Origin of the sequence: Halobacillus halophilus DSM 2266 (genome assembly GCF_000284515.1) — a bacterium.
Lineage (GTDB): Bacteria > Bacillota > Bacilli > Bacillales > Halobacillaceae > Halobacillus > Halobacillus halophilus.
This window is the reverse complement of record NC_017668.1, coordinates 4,094,992-4,113,483: the sequence shown is the minus strand read 5'-3', so window position 1 is coordinate 4,113,483 and position 18,492 is coordinate 4,094,992. Positions and strand designations below refer to the sequence as shown.

Annotated in this window: 14 protein-coding genes and 2 tRNA genes; 12 read left to right on the top strand and 4 right to left on the bottom strand. The window is 44.0% G+C overall.

Annotated features, from left to right (window positions below; genetic code table 11):
- The first annotated feature begins 597 nt into the window (after window positions 1–597).
- Together HBHAL_RS20000 and HBHAL_RS19995 are read left to right on the top strand one after the other, a co-directional pair.
- Window positions 598–2,166 carry a phytoene desaturase family protein gene (locus HBHAL_RS20000; RefSeq protein ID WP_014645352.1) on the top strand — a complete coding sequence of 523 codons (1,569 nt, stop codon included), beginning with the start codon at window positions 598–600 and terminating at the stop codon, window positions 2,164–2,166.
- Between the two features lie 169 nt (window positions 2,167–2,335).
- Window positions 2,336–3,853, top strand: coding sequence for an AbgT family transporter (locus tag HBHAL_RS19995; protein WP_014645351.1), 1,518 nt, complete (start codon window positions 2,336–2,338; stop codon window positions 3,851–3,853).
- Window positions 3,854–4,606: 753 nt separating this feature from the next.
- Here the strand turns inward: HBHAL_RS19995 and HBHAL_RS19985 are convergent.
- On the bottom strand, window positions 4,607–5,422 hold the full coding sequence (locus HBHAL_RS19985; protein WP_014645350.1) for a histidinol-phosphatase: 816 nt from the start codon (window positions 5,420–5,422) through the stop codon (window positions 4,607–4,609).
- A gap of 167 nt (window positions 5,423–5,589) precedes the next feature.
- Here HBHAL_RS19985 and HBHAL_RS19980 point away from each other — a divergent pair, with 167 nt between their 5' ends.
- The 4 genes from HBHAL_RS19980 to dnaB all read left to right on the top strand — a co-directional run bounded on the left by HBHAL_RS19980 (window position 5,590) and on the right by dnaB (window position 10,495).
- On the top strand, window positions 5,590–6,534 hold the full coding sequence (locus tag HBHAL_RS19980; protein WP_014645349.1) for a YybS family protein: 945 nt from the start codon (window positions 5,590–5,592) through the stop codon (window positions 6,532–6,534).
- Between the two features lie 30 nt (window positions 6,535–6,564).
- The gene (locus HBHAL_RS19975) at window positions 6,565–8,538 is read left to right on the top strand and encodes a DHH family phosphoesterase (protein WP_014645348.1); all 1,974 of its coding nucleotides are present in this window, start codon (window positions 6,565–6,567) and stop codon (window positions 8,536–8,538) included.
- Window positions 8,535–8,981, top strand: coding sequence for a 50S ribosomal protein L9 (gene rplI / locus HBHAL_RS19970; protein WP_014645347.1), 447 nt, complete (start codon window positions 8,535–8,537; stop codon window positions 8,979–8,981). Before HBHAL_RS19975 ends, rplI begins: the two co-directional genes overlap by 4 nt.
- A 152-nt stretch (window positions 8,982–9,133) precedes the next feature.
- The gene (gene dnaB / locus HBHAL_RS19965; protein WP_014645346.1) at window positions 9,134–10,495 is read left to right on the top strand and encodes a replicative DNA helicase; all 1,362 of its coding nucleotides are present in this window, start codon (window positions 9,134–9,136) and stop codon (window positions 10,493–10,495) included.
- 105 nt (window positions 10,496–10,600) lie between these two features.
- Here dnaB and HBHAL_RS19960 read toward each other — a convergent pair whose 3' ends face one another.
- Entirely contained in the window at window positions 10,601–11,455 is an 855-nt protein-coding gene (locus HBHAL_RS19960; protein ID WP_014645344.1) for a Cof-type HAD-IIB family hydrolase, read from the bottom strand.
- Window positions 11,446–12,225 carry a DeoR/GlpR family DNA-binding transcription regulator gene (locus HBHAL_RS19955; RefSeq protein ID WP_014645343.1) on the bottom strand — a complete coding sequence of 260 codons (780 nt, stop codon included), beginning with the start codon at window positions 12,223–12,225 and terminating at the stop codon, window positions 11,446–11,448. Before HBHAL_RS19955 ends, HBHAL_RS19960 begins: the two co-directional genes overlap by 10 nt.
- 227 nt (window positions 12,226–12,452) lie before the next feature.
- Between HBHAL_RS19955 and HBHAL_RS19950 the strand changes: the two genes are divergently transcribed.
- Together HBHAL_RS19950 and HBHAL_RS19945 are read left to right on the top strand one after the other, a co-directional pair.
- Complete coding sequence (locus HBHAL_RS19950; RefSeq protein ID WP_014645342.1) at window positions 12,453–13,742, top strand: adenylosuccinate synthase; 1,290 nt, start codon at window positions 12,453–12,455, stop codon at window positions 13,740–13,742.
- Window positions 13,743–13,817: 75 nt separating this feature from the next.
- A complete protein-coding gene (locus HBHAL_RS19945; protein ID WP_014645341.1) occupies window positions 13,818–14,372 on the top strand; it encodes an LOG family protein in 555 nt (184 codons plus the stop codon).
- 26 nt (window positions 14,373–14,398) lie between these two features.
- Here the strand turns inward: HBHAL_RS19945 and HBHAL_RS19940 are convergent, their stop codons facing one another.
- Window positions 14,399–14,881, bottom strand: coding sequence for a hypothetical protein (locus HBHAL_RS19940; RefSeq protein WP_014645340.1), 483 nt, complete (start codon window positions 14,879–14,881; stop codon window positions 14,399–14,401).
- Window positions 14,882–15,037: 156 nt separating this feature from the next.
- Here HBHAL_RS19940 and HBHAL_RS19935 point away from each other — a divergent pair.
- The 4 genes from HBHAL_RS19935 to yycF all read left to right on the top strand — a co-directional run bounded on the left by HBHAL_RS19935 (window position 15,038) and on the right by yycF (window position 18,485).
- A tRNA-Asp gene (locus tag HBHAL_RS19935) sits at window positions 15,038–15,114 on the top strand.
- Window positions 15,115–15,313: 199 nt separating this feature from the next.
- Window positions 15,314–15,386, top strand: a tRNA-Phe gene (locus HBHAL_RS19930).
- 313 nt (window positions 15,387–15,699) lie between these two features.
- Window positions 15,700–17,013: a peptidoglycan DD-metalloendopeptidase family protein gene (locus HBHAL_RS20510; protein WP_014645338.1), complete on the top strand. Its 1,314-nt coding sequence runs from the start codon at window positions 15,700–15,702 to the stop codon at window positions 17,011–17,013.
- 767 nt (window positions 17,014–17,780) lie between these two features.
- The gene (gene yycF / locus HBHAL_RS19920; protein WP_014645337.1) at window positions 17,781–18,485 is read left to right on the top strand and encodes a response regulator YycF; all 705 of its coding nucleotides are present in this window, start codon (window positions 17,781–17,783) and stop codon (window positions 18,483–18,485) included.
- Window positions 18,486–18,492: the final 7 nt, after the last annotated feature.

The window sequence follows — 18,492 nt, the reverse complement described above, 5'->3', positions numbered from 1 at the left end:
CGGCTCGCTTTCCGCGGGCATGTGCTGAGCTTCCTCGGGCTTAACAGCCCTGCGGGATCTCACCGATCATGTTCATCCCGCAGGAGTCTTCACCGTTCCCTTCCGCCCTTTTGCGTTCATGAGAAGCTCAAAATCTTTTATGTAAATGCCTTCATATAAGGAAGCGTAACCTCTACGTGCTCAACACTAAATAACGAGTCTGTACAGGGGATAAACACGGTAATAGAAGCAGGTGAGACGCGTTAGGGTTCCCACTTTTTATACTAGCAGGGTCCGTTCACAAAATTATAGTTGGGTTGGAGGGGGAAATAGCGAGACTCCCGTGGGAGAAGGATCTAGGTGAGACCCCACAAGGAGTGAAAACGACTGAGGAGGCTCAGCAGTTCCCCCACAGGAAAGCGAGTTATTTCCCCTCCAACCCTCATGCACCTACTGTAACGGCCCCATTTATCTCGAAACTGAGTCTTCAACAAAAGGGAGCTTTTCTGTTAGAACAGATTCTAGTCCTATAGAATCACAAAAAAGTTTAATTCGTCTTGTTTTTGGTAACAGAAGAGTAGCAAAACTCTCTATATAAGAGGAAGAGGAGGAGATGAATTGACCAAGAAATATGATGCTATTGTGATCGGTGCTGGACATAATGGACTAATCTCAGCTATCCAGCTGGCAGAAAAAGGGTGGAAAGTACTGGTCTTAGAAAAGTCATCGAAACCCGGAGGTGCATCTAAGTCCGGAGAAGTGACAGAGCCTGGTTATGTTCATGATGTATATGCGATGAATATTGGTTTATTTTTAGGGTCGCAATTTTATCAGAAATACGAAGAAGAAATGCAGCGCTTTGGTTTTGAACCCGTAGTAAATGATAAGCCTTACGCCAGCGTCTTTCCTGATGATACAGGGATAGGAGCCTACCAGAATCGTAAGGAAATGTTCAAAAGTCTGGCCTATCATTCGACCGATGATACGTATGCCTGGAAGGACCTGAGCCATTATTACGATCAAACGACTCCTCACTTTATGCCGCTCATGCAGATGGAACTTCCCTCCTATGAAGCTTGGAAGCACGTAATGAAGTCCATGAAACAGCTTAAGTTAAATGGACTGATGGAACTGGGAAGCCACTTGCTGCAATCACCACGCGAATTTGTAGATCACTGGTTTGAAAGCGATAAAGTAAAAGCGATGGTGGCCCCTTGGGGACTTCATTTGGATTTTGGTCCTGATGTCTCTAACGGAGCGGTCTTTCCGTTCCTGGAATCCATTTTGAATCAGCGGAACGGCATGGCTTTTTCCAAAGGCGGCATTCAGAACATGATCGAGAGCATGGTCAAAATGCTTGAAATCCGGCTTGGTGAGATAAGGACGGAAGCATCCGTAGAACGAGTACTCGTCGAAAGTGGTCAGGCCTATGGAGTGGTCCTCGAAAATGGAGAGGAAATCATAGCCGAAAAGGCTGTTATAGGAAATGTAACACCTACCCAGATGGTGAACCGTCTGCTAGACGAAAAGGAGGTTCCGGATCACTATCTTCAAGAAGCCGATAGTTACCGCTATGGACCGGCGACGATGATGATTCATCTCTCCCTGGACGAACCTCTTCAATGGAAAGCAGGAGAGAAATACTCTGAATTTGCTTACGTTCACATAGGTCCTTATGTGGAAGACTTAGCAAGAACTTACACGCAGGCTATGAATGGAGAGCTCCCGGACAGTCCCCTGCTGATCGTCGGTCAGCCGGATGTTATGGACGAGACCCGATCTCCGGAAGGGAAATCAACGCTCTGGATTCAAGTGAGGGCCTTACCTTCTCACGTGAAAAAAGATTCGCTGAATGAAATTGAAGCAGATGACTGGTCCAACATAAAAGAGGCTTATGCGGACCGCGTTATAGAGAAACTGGCTGCCTACACCCATAATAGTAAGCGCGCCATTCGAAAAAGGACCGTACTCTCCCCCGCAGATCTAGAGGAGGATAACCCGAACCTTGTTGGTGGAGATAGTGTAAGTGGAAGTCATCACCTCTTCCAAAACTACGTATTCCGACCGGTTCCAGGCTATTCCCGTTATAAGACGCCTATTGATCGCTTATATATGGTAGGAGCTGCAACCTGGCCAGGAGGTGGATTGAACGGAACCTCTGGCTGGCTGCTTGCTGATAAACTATAAGAAACGTGCCCTGGGAGAAATTCTTCCAGGGCTTTTTACGTGATGTGCTTGTAACCGCTTGTATGTACATCCTTTTTACAATTTAATTTCAATGCTTTGACTTTCAGCGGAAGACTTGTTAAATTAAATTCCGACCTAAACAATCAACATTAATAAGGAGGTCTGGTGTATGTCAGAGAAAAAAGCAACCCCATCGTCACCTCGAAGATTTTTATTTCGGATATTAGACGGCATTGAGTGGCTCGGAAATAAGCTTCCGTCTCCACTTCTTCTGTTTGCAATATTAGCCCTTATTGTAGTTATTATATCGGGTATATTTTCTTCTGTGTCCGTGACGAACCCTACGTCAGGGGAAGTCATTCAAGTTAAAAACTTATTCAGCCTAAGCGGCCTAGATTATATCTTTAACAGTGCCGTTGAAAACTTTATTGGATTTCCGCCGCTTGGAGCCGTACTCGTAACGATGCTCGGGATTGGTTTAGCGGAACAAACCGGATTAATTAATTCTTCATTAAAAGGAATTGTATTTTCTTTCCCGAACCGATTGCTTACAGCAGCTCTAGTATTCGCCGGTGTCATGTCCAGTGTAGCCGTTAATGCTGGGTATGTGGTCCTTCCACCACTCGGCGCTGTACTTTTTCTAGGATTAGGCCGACACCCGCTAGCTGGTCTAGCGGCTGCGTTCGCCGGTGTATCAGGCGGATTTGGAGCCAATCCGGCCCTCACTTCCACCGATGCCGTGCTGCAGGAATTAACCGTTGAAGCCACACGAACGCTTGACCCTGCTTATGCAGAAACGATTACCGTAACTATGAACTATTTCTTCGCGGCCGTGTCTGTACTGCTGGTAACGATCGTAGGTACGCTTGTGACAGATAAGATTGTCGAACCTCGATTAGGTCGTTATGAAGGTGGAGAAAACGGAGAGATCGACGAGCTTACCTCTCTTGAAAAAAGAGGGATGCGTCTGGCTGGTATAGGATTTCTGTTTACATTTCTCTTGATGGCCTATCTATCATTTGGCCCGCTGCGCGGTGATGGGGCTTACATCGATTCACCATTCTTTAATGCCCTGGTTTTCGTTATTTTCATTTTATTCCTTGTTCCAGGACTGATTTATGGAATTGTGGTAAAAGAGATTAAAAACGATAAGGATCTTACGAAGCTCTTAGGTAAAACAATGGCCAGCATGAGTGGATATATTGCCCTTGCTTTTACTGCCGGTCAATTTATTGCTTATTTCCGTGAAACGAATCTCGGAACTGTGATCGCTTTTAAAGGAGCGGATTTCTTAAATTCTACAGGATTTGATGGAATTGGTCTTATTCTGACGTTCCTTGGGCTGACTATGGTTGTGAACTTCTTTATTGGAAGTTCTTCAGCAAAATGGACGATCTTAGCCCCTGTGTTTGTCCCGATTATGATGAATCTTGGCTATTCTCCTGAGTTTACAACGCTGCTGTACCGGATTGCTGACTCAGTGACGAACATGATTACGCCGCTGCTTCTTTATTTCCCGGTAATTATTGCCTTTGCTCAGCGTTATGATAAGAAACTAGGTATTGGAACGTTAATTTCCATGATGATTCCTTACTCAGTCGCATTCCTGCTAGCTTGGCTAGTTATGCTGCTGGTTTGGGTACTGCTCGGTATTCCAGTAGGACCAGGAGCTCCTATCAGTTATTAATAGGATGACTTACGATTAACAAAGCAGACTTCCTTCAAGAGGAAGTCTGCTTTTTCATTGGCGCTTCAACATCGTAGGTAATTTCCATGATCAACTTATTAAACTAACGGGCCGGTTACTGTAAGACTCAGTTTCGAGATACCTTGGATCCGTTACGATATGAGGAAGGGGCTGGTGGGGAAATAACTCGTCTTGTTCCATCACCCAGACCCTCGAGACATAAGCCGTTCATCAACGGACGGAAAAACCACCATCCTTTTGATGGTCGGCTTATGCTGGTCGTGTCTTTCGGGGTGATTCCACATTTGAACACTTTCCTATGGGGGAACGGTGAGCTTCCTCGCTCGTTTCACTCCCTGCGGGATCTCACCTAGTTCCTTCTCCCATGGGAGTCTCGTCATTTCCCCACCAACTCAGCCGCGAGAGAATAACGGACACTTAAGAGGATATCTTAAGTGCTTTCAAGGTTCTCATTCGGCTAGGTCCGGAGGGGGACGGTGTAGACTCCTGCGGGATGAACATGATCGGTGAGATCCCGCAGGGCTGTTAAGCCCGAGGAAGCTCACCTCATGCCCGCGGAAAGCGAAATCGTCCCCCGGAGGACCTTCCGTTCCTCCAATGTCTTGAAACTGAGTCTTCCAGTATCGGGAGCTTATCTGAAAGAAGCAATATCGATTTTGATAGTAGTTAATGGGCCCACCACTACTGATAAAAAAAAGAGCCGGTTTCTCCGGCTCCTTTTCATTTTCCTATTTATTTAAGAGGGTGGACGGAGGCTTCACGGTTCGTAAATACGTGGACTTGCTCATATCCAGCAGATTTTGCAAGCTCCACGGCTTCTTCATACCGGTGCCCTACATGATCCGGTTTATGAGCATCCGAACAGAGAACGATTCCAACACCAGCATCTTTACAAATTTGCAGCAGTTCAGGATCCGGGTACATTTCTCCGACCGGCTTTCTGAGACCAGCCGTACTGATTTCAATACATGTACCTGTAGAAGCTAGTGCTTCAGCTGCTCGTTTATACTGTTCACGAAGGAATTCCTGGTCGTCAGGACGGTAGCCAAACACTTTAATGACATCAATGTGACCGACAAAATCAAATAAGCCGGACTCTGCAAGCGTAACGACGCGGTCGAAGTATTGGCGGTAGACTTCATAGAGATCCCTTTTCTCATACTCATCACGGAAAGTAGCAAGGTCAATCCCCCACTCATCAATCCAGTGTACGGAGCCAATGACATAGTCAAAAGGACGCTCAGAAATAAAAGCTTCCATTTCTTTTTCTTTGCCGGGCATATAATCCATTTCAATGCCCATTTTGATCGTCAGACCTTCCTTTTCAGCCTGGTCAAACATATTCTGATAAGTACTGAAATCGAGAGTTCGGCGGTTTTCCACCCACGGATTAGAGAGGATCGGTCTCGTCTCTTGAAAAAAGTAGGCGTGTTCGGAAATGCCCAGCTCTTGTATTCCTTCTTCTTTCGCTTTTTCGATGTAAGTTTTTAAATAATCGACCTCAAGGTTACCGGTTTCGGCCATGTGTACATGATAGTCAGTCCGCATGATCATCCTCCTAAAATTCGCAATATTACATTTAATCATATCAGACAACAGACATTTCTACCAAAATCGTCACTTTCTATAAGAAGAATGAGAAGAATAGGAAAAACGATATATGTTAAAATAGATAAGCTAGTAGATGGAAGATAGAAATAGAGGTGTTTCTGGAAATGAATGACACAAAAAGAATTACGGAAGGGGCTTTAATGACAGGCGTTTATCTGCTATTGTTATTGGTAATTATTTTCATGCCAATCTGGCTTGGACCTGTCCTGTTATTTACGCTTCCCATTCCTTTCATATTTTATAGCTATCGGCATGGCTGGAAAGCAGGAGCATTAATGTTCATAGCTGCTTTATTGTTTACCCTGCTATTTGGACCCGTTTTTTCAATGTTCACTTTATTAGCAGGGATTGGCGGGGTCTTCTTAGGTGGAGCCCTGTATAATAAACAATCTTCTTTGGAGGCGTGGGCTTTTGGATCAGTCGGCTTCAGTATTGGCGCAGCCGGTATTTATCTAGCTTCTCAGTTACTCTTCGGTGTTAACTGGGGAGAGCAGATCAGCACAAGTCTAAATGACGCCTTCACCAGGACGAATAATATGCTTCCGGGAATGCTCGGAGGGGAGAATACAGAAGCTTCATTAGAAGCTTTACGTGAAACGGTTGAATTTTTGCCGGATATTATTCCAAGTATTCTGGTTATGACAGGGATTGTGTTTGCTTTCATCAGCCAGTGGCTGACGTATAAAGTGATTAACCGAGTGGACAAAAAACAATTCCGCTTTCCTCCATTTAAAGAATTTAAGCTGCCGACCGCAGTTTTATGGTATTACTTCTTCGCGTTGGTTTTAACCTATATTCCTACGAATGAAGAAGGATTGCTCTACTTGGGATCGATCAACGTATACACGTTGGCCGGCAGCCTGCTAGTATTGCAAGGGTTCTCTTTTATCTTTTACTATGCAGAAGTGAAGAAATGGTCAAAGGCCATACCAGTCGTAATTGTCGTGATTTGCCTTTTACTTCCACAAATCTTACTGTATCTTGTGCGAATCTTAGGTATAATTGATATAGGATTTTCTCTTAGAGAACGGATAAAAGGAAAGAAATGAGCTCGTATAAGATGGTAGGAGCTGAATGGAATGCCTAACTTTTTTAAAAAGCCAACAATGAGCGGACACTTATGGATTATTTATGTGATTTCCTTAGTCCTGCTTGCCTTTATTTGGTATTATCAGTGGACCCTTGGGATGATGATGACGCTGTTTTTAGCAGCCTCGATCTTCTACAGTGTCCGAACTGAGCAGAACATGATTAACGAAACGGAAGAATATATATCGACTCTTTCCTACCGGGTGAAAAAAGTAGGGGAAGAGGCGCTGCTTGAGATGCCTATCGGAATTATTTTATTTAGTGAAAACTATAAAATTGAATGGGCTAACCCTTATATGAATAGGTTTACAAAGGATGACACCATTGTAGGTAAATCTCTTAAGCAATTATCTGACCAGTTGATTGCACCTATTAAAGAAGATGAGAGCGAAGTCTGGATTACAGTAGGGGACTACAAACTTCAGACGATTATTAAAAAAGATGAGCGGTTGCTCTATTTATTTGATCGTACGAAACAAACGGAGACTTATAATCTTTATAAAAACGAACAAACCGTTCTGGCCATTATATTCCTCGATAATTATGAAGAAATTACGCAGGGAATGGATGATACGGCCAAGAGTCATATAAACTCCCAAGTTACCTCTATTTTAAATAGATGGGCTGGGAATTATGGAATCTACTTGAAGCGTACCTCTCAAGAACGCTTTGTGGCGGTCATGAACCATGAAATTCTGAAAAAATTAGAAAAAGCTAAATTCGAAATCCTTGATGATGTCCGTGAGCTGATCACAGATCAGAACGTGCCTCTTACGCTCAGTTTCGGTATCGGTGTTGGTCCGATCAGTCTTCCGGAACTGGGAGAACTCTCTCAGTCCAGCCTGGATCTTGCTCTCGGGCGCGGCGGTGATCAGGTTGCGATCAAGGATGATACAGGAAAAGTACGTTTCTATGGCGGTAAGACGAATCCAATGGAAAAAAGGACGCGTGTTCGTGCCCGTGTTATTTCCCACGCCATGAAAGAATTGGTCCAGGAAAGTGAAAAAGTTCTGATTATGGGCCATAAATCACCGGATATGGACTCGATCGGGGCTTCCATCGGGATTCTGAAAATTGCTCAGGCTAATGATAAACAGGCAGCCATTGTTCTTGACCCAAATGATATTGATACAGGCGTTCAGCGTATGATCGAAGAAATTGAGCAAGATGAAGATCTATGGCAGTACTTTATCCCGCCGGAAGATGCTCTGGAAATGGTGACGAATAACTCCTTGCTGGTAGTCGTGGATACGCACAAGCCTTCCTTAGTCATGGAAGAGAAATTACTTTCGAAAACCGAGCATGTGGTCGTAATTGACCACCACCGCCGGGCAGAAGAGTTTATCTCTGATCCTACACTTGTCTATATGGAGCCGTATGCTTCTTCGACAGCGGAATTAGTGACGGAATTGCTGGAATACCAGCCTAAGAAACTCAAGCTTTCGATGCTTGAATCCACTGCTCTGCTTGCAGGGATTATTGTCGACACGAAGAGCTTCACGCTGCGGACCGGATCACGGACATTTGATGCTGCTTCTTATTTGAGATCAAAAGGAGCTGACACGGTCCAGGTTCAGAAGTTTATGAAAGAAGATCTGGATGTTTATATCCGAAGAAGTAAGTTGATTGAGCGAGCGGAAGTGTACCGGGACGGCGTAGCCATATCAACCGGGAATAAAGGGGAAACCTATGGCCCCGTCATTATTGCACAAGCTGCCGATACACTCCTTACGATGAGTGGTATTGTCGCATCCTTCGTTATATCGGAGCGTAAGGATAAGCGTATTGGAATCAGTGCCCGTTCTCTAGGCGATATTAACGTTCAAGTTCTTATGGAACGAATGAATGGAGGCGGCCACTTAACGAACGCCGCTACTCAGCTTGAAGACACAACGATTGAAGATGCGAAAGCATTGTTGCAAGATATAATTGACGAGTATTTTGAAGGGGGAGACACAGAATGAAGGTAATTTTTAATCAAGATGTAAAAGGTAAAGGGAAAAAAGGCGAAATCAAGGACGTATCTGATGGCTATGCCCGCAACTATCTTCTTAAAAATAACTTAGCGGTTGAAGCGACTAAAGGGAACGTCCAGGCTCAGAAAGCGATTGATGCCAAACAGGAGCAAAAAGCCCAGGAGGAAATCGATGAAGCCGAAAAGCTGAAAGAATCCTTAAAAGATATGGAAGTCAAACTAACAGCTAAGTCCGGCGATAATGGTCGTCTGTTCGGCTCTATTACAAGCAAGCAAATTGCTGAAGAATTGAAGAAAGCTCATAATATCAAAATTGACAAACGAAAAATCGAACTGGATGATCCGATCCGTAACCTTGGTTACACGAATGTACCGGTGAAGCTTCACCCTGAAGTAACGGGTACGATCCGTGTTCACATCGAAGAAAAATAAACGACCTGATTATGATCTGAAATTTCGTTTATGAAGCATCTATTATGAGCGCCTGGCCTTTTAACCCTCAGCACGATTGGAACATGTGTGTGAAGCAGTGAAGGGTCGGGTGCTTATATTTTGTTTTGAACCAACCAGAGGAGGAACAGCTAGTGAGTGAAGTATGGAATGACCGCACGCCGCCCCATAATATTGAAGCTGAACAGGCGGTATTGGGTGCGGTCTTTTTAGAACCTGAAGCCATGTCCACTGCCTCAGAATATTTGCTGCCCGAAGACTTCTACCGTGCCAGTCATCAGCGGATTTTTGAAGTCATGATGACGCTGGCTGATAAAGGAGAACCCATTGACCTGGTGACGGTGACTTCGGCTTTATCCAATAATAAAGTCCTTGAAGAAGTGGGTGGGGTCTCTTACCTTACCGATGTAGCGAACTCTGTACCCACGGCAGCCAATATTACGTACTATACGAAGATTGTCAGCGAGAAATCAACGTTAAGAAGTTTGATCAGGACAGCCACGAACATCGTAACCACCGGGTATTCAGAAGAAGAAGATTTAGAGGATGTCCTGAACTCAGCTGAAAAAGATATTCTGGAAGTTTCCCAGCGAAAAAACTCCAGTGCTTTTAAAAGTATCAAAGACGTATTAATCGATGTTTACGATAATATCGAACAGCTTCACAATCAAGAAGGCGGCGTAACCGGAATTCCGACGGGTTATCGTGATCTTGATAATATTACCTCCGGGTTCCAGCGAAATGATCTGATTATCATCGCAGCCCGTCCTTCTATGGGTAAGACAGCCTTTGCTTTGAATATTGCTCAGAATGTGGCTGTTCATACAGAAGAGAATGTGGCGATCTTCAGTTTGGAGATGGGAGCGGATCAGCTTGTTTCCCGTATGCTGTGTGCGGAAGGGAACATTGATGCGCAGCGGCTTCGTACAGGCCACATGGAAGCAGAAGACTGGAATAAGCTGACCATGGCTATGGGGAGTTTATCGAATGCCGGAATCTATATTGATGATACACCCGGTATCCGTGTTAGTGAAATTCGCTCTAAATGCCGACGATTAAAGCAAGAACACGGTCTTGGTATGATCCTTATCGATTATCTACAATTAATTCAGGGAAGCGCTAATTCCAAGGAAAACCGACAGCAGGAGGTTTCTGAGATTTCACGTTCCTTGAAGGGGCTCGCGCGTGAGCTTAATGTTCCTCTCATTGCCTTATCACAGCTGTCACGTGGCGTAGAATCCCGTCAGGACAAGCGTCCAATGATGTCAGATCTGCGTGAGTCAGGGTCGATCGAGCAGGATGCCGATATTGTTGGCTTCTTGTACCGTGATGACTATTACGATCAGGAATCGGAGAACCAGAACATTATTGAAATTATTATATCCAAACAAAGGAATGGCCCGGTTGGTAACGTCGAACTTGCCTTCGTGAAAGAATATAACAAGTTCGTAGATTTGGACCACCGCTATAGCGAAGCAGACATTCCTCCGGCCTAATTCTTATCATGTAAAAACCCCCGCCAGAAGCTGATCATCAGCTCCTGGCGGGGGTTTTTGTCTGACTGATATTTCCACCTCAGGTCATCCATTTATTGGAACTGATTATTTCAGCCAATGGTAGATGGCCTGGGCTACGCCGTGGCTGTCGTTGTGGGCGGTTATAAAATCACTGGCTTCTTTTACTACGTCTTTCGCATTTGCCATGGCCGCACTATGACCGGCCGCATGAAGCATGGAAAGGTCATTGGGGCTGTCTCCAATCGCAGCAGTTTCGCTGATTGGAAGGTCCAGATGGGCGGCCAGCTTTTGCAGGGCGAGCCCTTTAGACGCATCTTTATGCTCAAACTCAAAGTTATGGTTGGCTGAACTGACAAGGGTAAGATCGGGGTTCGATTCAAATGTGCGCCAGCCTTTGTCCAGCTTTTCCTGTTCAAATGAAAAGGCCAGGATATTATATACAGGCGATCCCGCCTCTGTAATATCCTTGTATGAATCAACATGATAAAATCCGGTCTGGCTGAATTGCTTTTCAAGGGCTTGTTCAAGCTCTTCTAAATCAGCCTCGGGGTTGGCACTCTTGATGCGATCCATTTCCATTTGTAAGAGCCTGTGTCCATTTTGAGGGGTTAAGATGGAAGAATCACTGAATACTTCGTAATAGAATTGTTCCTGTTCCAGCCAGCTTAATATGGCGTCCGCGTCTTTTTCTTCAATTGGTACGGAATCGAACAGCGTGCCGTTCGGGCGGTGAATGGTAGCTCCGTTCGCCCCAATGACCCACGTTGTGAGGTTCGTATGAGCAAATACTTCCCGGACATCGAACTCAGCCCGTCCAGTAGCAACCACCACTTCTACTCCTTGCTGCTGCGCGTATTTAATAGCTTCTATATTCTCCTTGCTAATCGTGTGGCTGCTGTTTAGCAGGGTGCCGTCTAAATCAATCGCAATTAACTCCATATATCTTTCTCCTCCTCCGTTACAAGTAATTCTACACGATTAATTTCAAGCAGTTCGCAGAAATTCTTTCCAGGTGTGCAATCCGTAATCATAACGTCAATATCTTCTAATGTAGCGAACTGAAAGAACTCCGTGAGTCCGATCTTAGTGTGGTCGGCAAGCACGATTACCTGCTTGGCCTGTTCTATCATCTTGCGCTTCACCATTCCATCCTCTTCATGCCCCACGGTCAAGCCTTGCTCAGATATGCCTACTACACCTATAAATACCTTATCGACATGATACTGGTTCAGTTTGTCGATGGTAGATGTTCCGTACAGGAAACCATGTTCTTTATGAAGCTGCCCGCCAAGAAGATGAATTCTGAGATGATCTTTACCTGATAGAATCTCAGCCTGGTGAATGGAATTCGTGATGACGGTCATTTCCGTGTTTTCCAGTTCTCCCGCACATGCCTGCACAGTGGTAGAAGTATCAAGAATGACGGTATCACCTGGTTCCAGGAGAGATGCGGCACGCTTTCCAATTTCTCTTTTTTCACTAGATACGCTGTGAAGACGGTGCCGATAATTTTTAATTTCAGGGCTGGTTCCAGGTGAGATCGCTCCACCTCTGGTTCGGACAATCGCTTTTTTATTTTCTAATTTAACAAGGTCTCTTCTTGCGGTATCTCTGGATACATTAAATAATTCACAAATTTGATCCACGGAAATCCGCCGATTTTCGTTTATGTAATCCACGATTTCCACCAATCGTTCTTCCTGATACATCGATTCCCTCCCTGTACGTATTATATAAGTCATCATAAGTCAGGAAGGATAATATTTCAATCCTGATAAGTAAATGTAAGCATTTATAATGAAATGCGGTTTGTGATAACCGAACTATTAAATGGATTATTTGGTTTATTGTTCGGGAATTGCGTTGACTTGCAAGGATATCATTGGTAAACTGACGGTGGAAATAATATAAAACAAATTTTTGGCGGAGGTGCCTTATGTCGTCAGTAGTTGTAGTCGGAACCCAATGGGGAGACGAAGGAAAAGGCAAGATAACCGATTTTCTATCACAAAATGCCGAGGTTGTTGCACGTTATCAAGGTGGAAACAATGCCGGGCATACAATCAAATTTGATGGCGTTACTTATAAATTACATTTAATACCTTCTGGAATCTTTTTTAATGATAAAACTTGTGTGCTGGGCAATGGAATGGTCATTGATCCTAAAGCGCTGCTTGAGGAACTGAAATACTTACATGATAAAGGAGTATCTACAGAAAACCTTCGAATCAGCAACCGCGCTCACGTCATTCTTCCTTACCACTTGAAGCTCGATACCCTGCAGGAAGAGCAAAAAGGTGCGAATAAGATTGGCACCACGAAAAAAGGAATCGGACCAGCCTATATGGACAAAGCCGCACGTATGGGCATACGTATAGCTGATCTGATGGATAAAGAAAGCTTTAAAGAAAAGCTGGAACAAAACGTGGAAGAAAAGAACCGTTTGTTTGAAAAAGTTTATGAAACGAAACCGTTTACGGTCGAGGAAATCCTCGAAGAATACTACGAATACGGACAGCAAATCGAAAAATATGTCTGCGATACCTCTGTTGTGTTGAATGACAGCCTGGATGAAGGCCGCCGCATTCTATTTGAAGGGGCTCAGGGAGTTATGCTTGATATCGATCAAGGAACCTACCCTTTCGTTACCTCTTCCAACCCAATTGCTGGAGGGGTTACCATTGGTTCCGGTGTCGGCCCGTCTAAGATCAAGCATGTAGTCGGGGTGTCTAAAGCCTATACGACCCGCGTAGGAGACGGTCCTTTTCCAACCGAACTGGATAATGAGACGGGTGATCAGATTCGTGAAGTCGGGAAAGAATACGGCACCACGACAGGAAGACCCCGCCGTGTCGGCTGGTTTGACAGCGTAGTGGTCCGCCATGCCCGCCGTGTGAGTGGTATTACAGACCTTTCCCTTAATTCTGTCGACGTATTAACGGGTATTGAGACGTTGAAAATTTGTACCGCTTATAGGTATAGAGGAGAAATTATGGAAGAATTCCCGGCCAGCTTGAAGGTGCTCGCTGAATGTGAACCGGTATATGAAGAGTTGCCGGGCTGGACAGAAGATATTACCGATGCAAAAACATTGAGTGATCTTCCAGTCAATGCACGAAATTACATCGAACGAGTTTCACAGCTTACGGGGATCCCTCTTTCTGTATTTTCTGTAGGACCGGATCGTAACCAGACCAATGTTGTACGGAGTGTTTACAGCGAATAAATGGAGTTATAACGCCTGGCTTGGCTAAGTCAGGCGTGTTTTGCTTATGATAAGAAGAGAAGGAGAGTGTTTCACGTGAAACAAATATGTGTATTTGCAGGTTCAAGTACCGGGCACAACCCAGCCTATACGGAAGAAGCCAAGAAACTCGGAAAAGCCTTTGCAGAGAAAAATATTGAGCTGGTATACGGTGGAGCCAAAAGCGGTTTGATGGGTGTACTTGCCGACAGCATACTTCAGCAGGGAGGAAAGGTCACGGGGGTCATGCCTACGGAGTTATTTGACCGTGAAATCGTCCACACGGAACTGAGCAGCTTTATTGAGGTGGACACGATGCACGAGCGAAAAGCAAAGATGAGTGAACTTGCGGATGGGTATATTGCACTCCCCGGCGGCTTTGGAACGTTTGAAGAATTATTTGAGACCGTGAGCTGGGCTCAAATAGGACTGCACAAAAAACCAGTGGCTTTATTCAATATTGAAGAGTACTATACCCCTTTAAAACGATTAATTGAGCATGCTATTGAGGCAGGATTTGTTCCTGAAAGCAATCGGAGCATCCTTGTAGATTCCTCTGACCCTTATGAACTGTTAGACAAGCTGAATACCTATCCTTCGAGCGATCAATAAAAAAAAGACCAGCGCTGGTCTTTTTTTTACACATTAATGGTTTTTACAAATGAAATACCCAGGTAGCGGTACGTCACATTGATCCGTTCAATCGGGGTGTCTTCTGTTATGCTTAAACCGTAGATCCTGGCAGGATTTTCAGAACCCGCTTTTGCCTGCTTGGAGAATGGTATAGGAGCGCTTTTTGGTTCGAGTGCAATCGTCTCGTAGTCTTTCATTCCGTATTCTTCCTCATAAGGCTGATAAGTATCTGTGATGATAAAACCTTTCGTAGAGTTACTGACCTGCATGCGCACCTTCGTAGGCGCCTGATTTGCATTTATCGAAACGTCGGTAATGTGGATGTTCCCTAATAAATGCTTGTTTCCGAGGGCCACAATAACAGATAGCTTGTCACTTGTCGTTCCAATCGAACCCTGCGTCAGGGGTGGATTCAATTTTAAATAGCCGAGCATGGCAATCAATAAAATAATAAGTACAAAAGAAATAGACCGTAATGTTTTCTTCAAAGGATCCCTCCTTCCTAAAAAGTAGTCTTGTAAAGATTATATGTGAGCTTGCATAGGTGATATGAAAAGCGAAATACGTCCGGTACGAAAAAATAGTATTGCGCCTGATATATGCATATGATATGATGTTAAACGTCGCAGTAAGAAAGCGATCATGGTCCGGTAGTTCAGTTGGTTAGAATGCCTGCCTGTCACGCAGGAGGTCGCGGGTTCGAGTCCCGTCCGGACCGCCATTGCTATTATAACATGTACAAAGTTAGAAATTTAACGAATATACGTGAATAGTTTTTGACAAATAAATGCTTTTTTATTTAATGAACGTGCTGAAAATCGTTCAACTGCGAATGAATAAGGAAATCTCTGGTTCAGCCGCTAGTGTAAATGTCGAAAATTAGCTGGGTTGAGTGAACAAAGAAGAAAACTTTATAGTACGGCTCGGTAGCTCAGTCGGTAGAGCAACGGACTGAAAATCCGTGTGTCGGCGGTTCGATTCCGTCCCGAGCCACTCTTTGTGAAAGTCTGCGATAAACTCGCAGGCTTTTTTTGTATAATGAAATTATGCAATTCTTTCTTCTGTTACTAATCTTTTCATATAGTTAAATGAAAATATTAGAATTCTAGTATATTCTACCATGTTTTCGGGCATGCATAAGACGGAAATATTAGCATTTATACCTGGTTTTGGTAAGTATATGATAAGAATATTACATTTTCTATCCCCTGTTTTATTAATAATTTTCATATGATAGGTTTATTAAGTGAAAATATTAATAATAATGATAATAAAAGAGATAAATAGATTCACAGGGGGAAAGGAAATGAAGAAAGATAGAAGAGCGGTTTTGTCAAAGGCCGCTTTTACAGGAGTGCTGGTATTAAGCTTAACGGTGGGGACAGCTTATGCAGATAAGAATTTAAATACGGTGTATCAGGTATATGTGGATGATGAATCTATCGGAACCGTAGAAAAAAAGGAAGACATTCAGGCCTTTATCGAGGATCGTGTGCATCGAGCGGAAATCACATATAGCGAAGAAGACCTTAAACTGAACGAAGATATTACCTTTACGCGTGAGAAAAATCTTTCGTCTGAGAGCAATAAAGCGAAAGTGCTGGACCAATTAGAGGAATCGATTTCCGTTTCTGCTGAATCCGTTCAAGTAAACATAGATGATCAAACGGTCGCTCACCTTTCTGACCATGAGGAAATAGAGGACGTTAAAAAGCGGTTGAAAGAAAAATATGTGGAAGAGAACATTCTTACTCAATTAGAGTCCAAAGATTCGAAAGGTAAACCAATAGAGAAGGAAGAAGGTGAATCCGGCATTTTATCGGTTGAGCTCAGCCATGAAATTAAAGGAGAGAGCTCTGAGGTTCACCCTTCCCAAATATCTTCAGTCTCACAAGCCGTGCAAGAGGTGAAAAATGGAGTTGTGGTGGAAAATAGTGATGAAAGCCAGGGAGGAAATAAACCGATTGAGGGGGAAGTTTCCGAACCTCTGACCGAGGTAGTCGTTAAAGAAAAAGACGTTCAGGAACAAACCATAGAGTCTTCCCGAAAGATTGTAGAAACCAACGATCTATTAAAAGGGGAGACTGAAACAAAACAAGAAGGCAGCGATGGAAGAAAAGAAATCCATACCTTGATTACCAAAAAGAATGGAAGCGTGGAAACGAGAGAAACCTTAAAAGAAGAAGTGGTGGAAGAACCTGTCGAAGAAGTGATTCTTAAAGGAACGAAAATCATCCCTTCGCGTGGTACAGGGACTTTCGCCTGGCCCGCAGTTGAAGGAACGATTACGAGCCATGTGGGTGAAAGATGGGGAAGGTATCATAAAGGAATTGATATTGCAGGTGTGGATGACCGTACAATCAAGGCTGCTGATAACGGAGAAGTCGTTACGGCTGAATATCAGAGTGGTTTTGGCAATAAAGTCGTAATTGATCATAATAACGGATATGAAACGATTTATGCTCACCTTGATTCGATTGACGTGGAGGTAGGAGAGACCGTTCGAAAAGGAAACAAGCTAGGTGTTATGGGGACGACGGGCAACTCCACGGGTGTTCACTTGCATTTTGAAATTCACAAAGATGGAAAACTCGAGGATCCAGCTTCATTTTTCAAGTAACGCTGTTCCATTTCCATGATAATGTTAAAGAAAAGCTCCCATTACTTGAAGACTCAGTTTCGAGATATTTGTTGAGTGGAAGGTCCTGCGGGGGACGATTTCGCTTTCCTATGGGGGAACGGTGAGATTCCTCGCTCGTTTCACTCCCTGTGGGATCTCACCTAGTCCCTTCTCCCATGGGAGTCTCATCATTGCCCCACCAACCCCACTATAATGTTGCGAACGGACCCTTCCAGAAGATGAAAGTTTTTCTCCTTAATCTGCATTAAATGCTTTTATAACAGGCTATTGTGCATCGTTATACCCTGAAAATAGGTACAGAACCACCTGGTCTAATTCCTTACGAGTTAAAGTGGTTTCGAGCTTCTGATTTGGCCAGGTCCGGAGGGGGATGATGAAGACTCCTGCGGGATAAACATGATTGGTGAGACCCCGGAAGTCGAAGACTGAGGAGGCTCAGCACATGCCCGCGGAAAGCGAATCATCCCCCGCAGGACCTTTCTTGTCATAAAAGTATCTCGAAACTGAGTCTTACACAATCCGGCCCTATTGTGCAAAAATCTTATTATGAGAAACTAATAAGAATTTTTAACAGAGCGTTCTTGTCAGAAGCCGCTGTGGCGTGTTGGTCACAGCGGTTTTTTGGTAGAGAAAATTATGTTTTCTGAATACATTTTTCATAACTTTTTATTAGAAAAAGACATTTTTCCATAAATAAGTTAAAATAATAGATGGTAAAGAAGTCGAGGAAAGGGATGTGACAGTGTATGGCACTGAAGATCTTAGTTGTAGACGATGAAAAGCCAATTGCAGATATATTGAAATTCAATTTAGAAAAAGAAGGATATGAGGTCGTGTGTGCCTATGATGGTGATGAAGCCATTCAAAAAGCAGACGAAGCAGACCCTGATTTAATTTTATTAGATATTATGCTTCCGAATAAAGACGGTAACGAAGTCTGCCGGGAAGTGCGCAAGAATCATAATATGCCGATTATTATGCTGACAGCTAAAGATGCTGAAATAGATAAAGTTTTAGGACTTGAAATGGGTGCCGATGATTATGTCACCAAACCATTCAGTAATCGCGAACTGATTGCCCGCGTCAAAGCTAATTTGCGGCGTCAGCAGCAGGAGCCGGAAGACAGCTCCCAGCAGCCTAAAGACATAACGATCGGAAGATTATCGATTCATCCAGATGCTTATACCGTAACCCGTGACGGCTCTTACATTGAGCTGACTCACCGTGAATTTGAATTATTACATTACTTAGCCCGTCATATCGGACAGGTCATGACGCGTGAGCATTTGCTGGAGACCGTCTGGGGCTACGACTATTACGGAGACGTGAGAACCGTAGACGTGACTGTGCGTCGCCTGCGCGAGAAGATCGAAGAAAATCCAAGTAATCCTGTCTGGATCGTTACCAGACGCGGAGTTGGTTATTATTTAAGAAATCCAGAGCAGGAGTAGTGTTTTC

Coding starts and splice junctions, on each gene's coding strand:
- HBHAL_RS19975 (WP_014645348.1), top strand. CDS start 6,565: ATGCCTAACTTTTTTAAAAAGCCAACAATGAGCGGACACTTATGGATT.
- HBHAL_RS19960 (WP_014645344.1), bottom strand. CDS start 11,455: ATGGAGTTAATTGCGATTGATTTAGACGGCACCCTGCTAAACAGCAGC.
- HBHAL_RS19950 (WP_014645342.1), top strand. CDS start 12,453: ATGTCGTCAGTAGTTGTAGTCGGAACCCAATGGGGAGACGAAGGAAAA.
- HBHAL_RS20510 (WP_014645338.1), top strand. CDS start 15,700: ATGAAGAAAGATAGAAGAGCGGTTTTGTCAAAGGCCGCTTTTACAGGA.
- HBHAL_RS19985 (WP_014645350.1), bottom strand. CDS start 5,422: ATGCGGACTGACTATCATGTACACATGGCCGAAACCGGTAACCTTGAG.
- HBHAL_RS19955 (WP_014645343.1), bottom strand. CDS start 12,225: ATGTATCAGGAAGAACGATTGGTGGAAATCGTGGATTACATAAACGAA.
- HBHAL_RS19980 (WP_014645349.1), top strand. CDS start 5,590: ATGAATGACACAAAAAGAATTACGGAAGGGGCTTTAATGACAGGCGTT.
- yycF (WP_014645337.1), top strand. CDS start 17,781: ATGGCACTGAAGATCTTAGTTGTAGACGATGAAAAGCCAATTGCAGAT.
- HBHAL_RS19995 (WP_014645351.1), top strand. CDS start 2,336: ATGTCAGAGAAAAAAGCAACCCCATCGTCACCTCGAAGATTTTTATTT.
- rplI (WP_014645347.1), top strand. CDS start 8,535: ATGAAGGTAATTTTTAATCAAGATGTAAAAGGTAAAGGGAAAAAAGGC.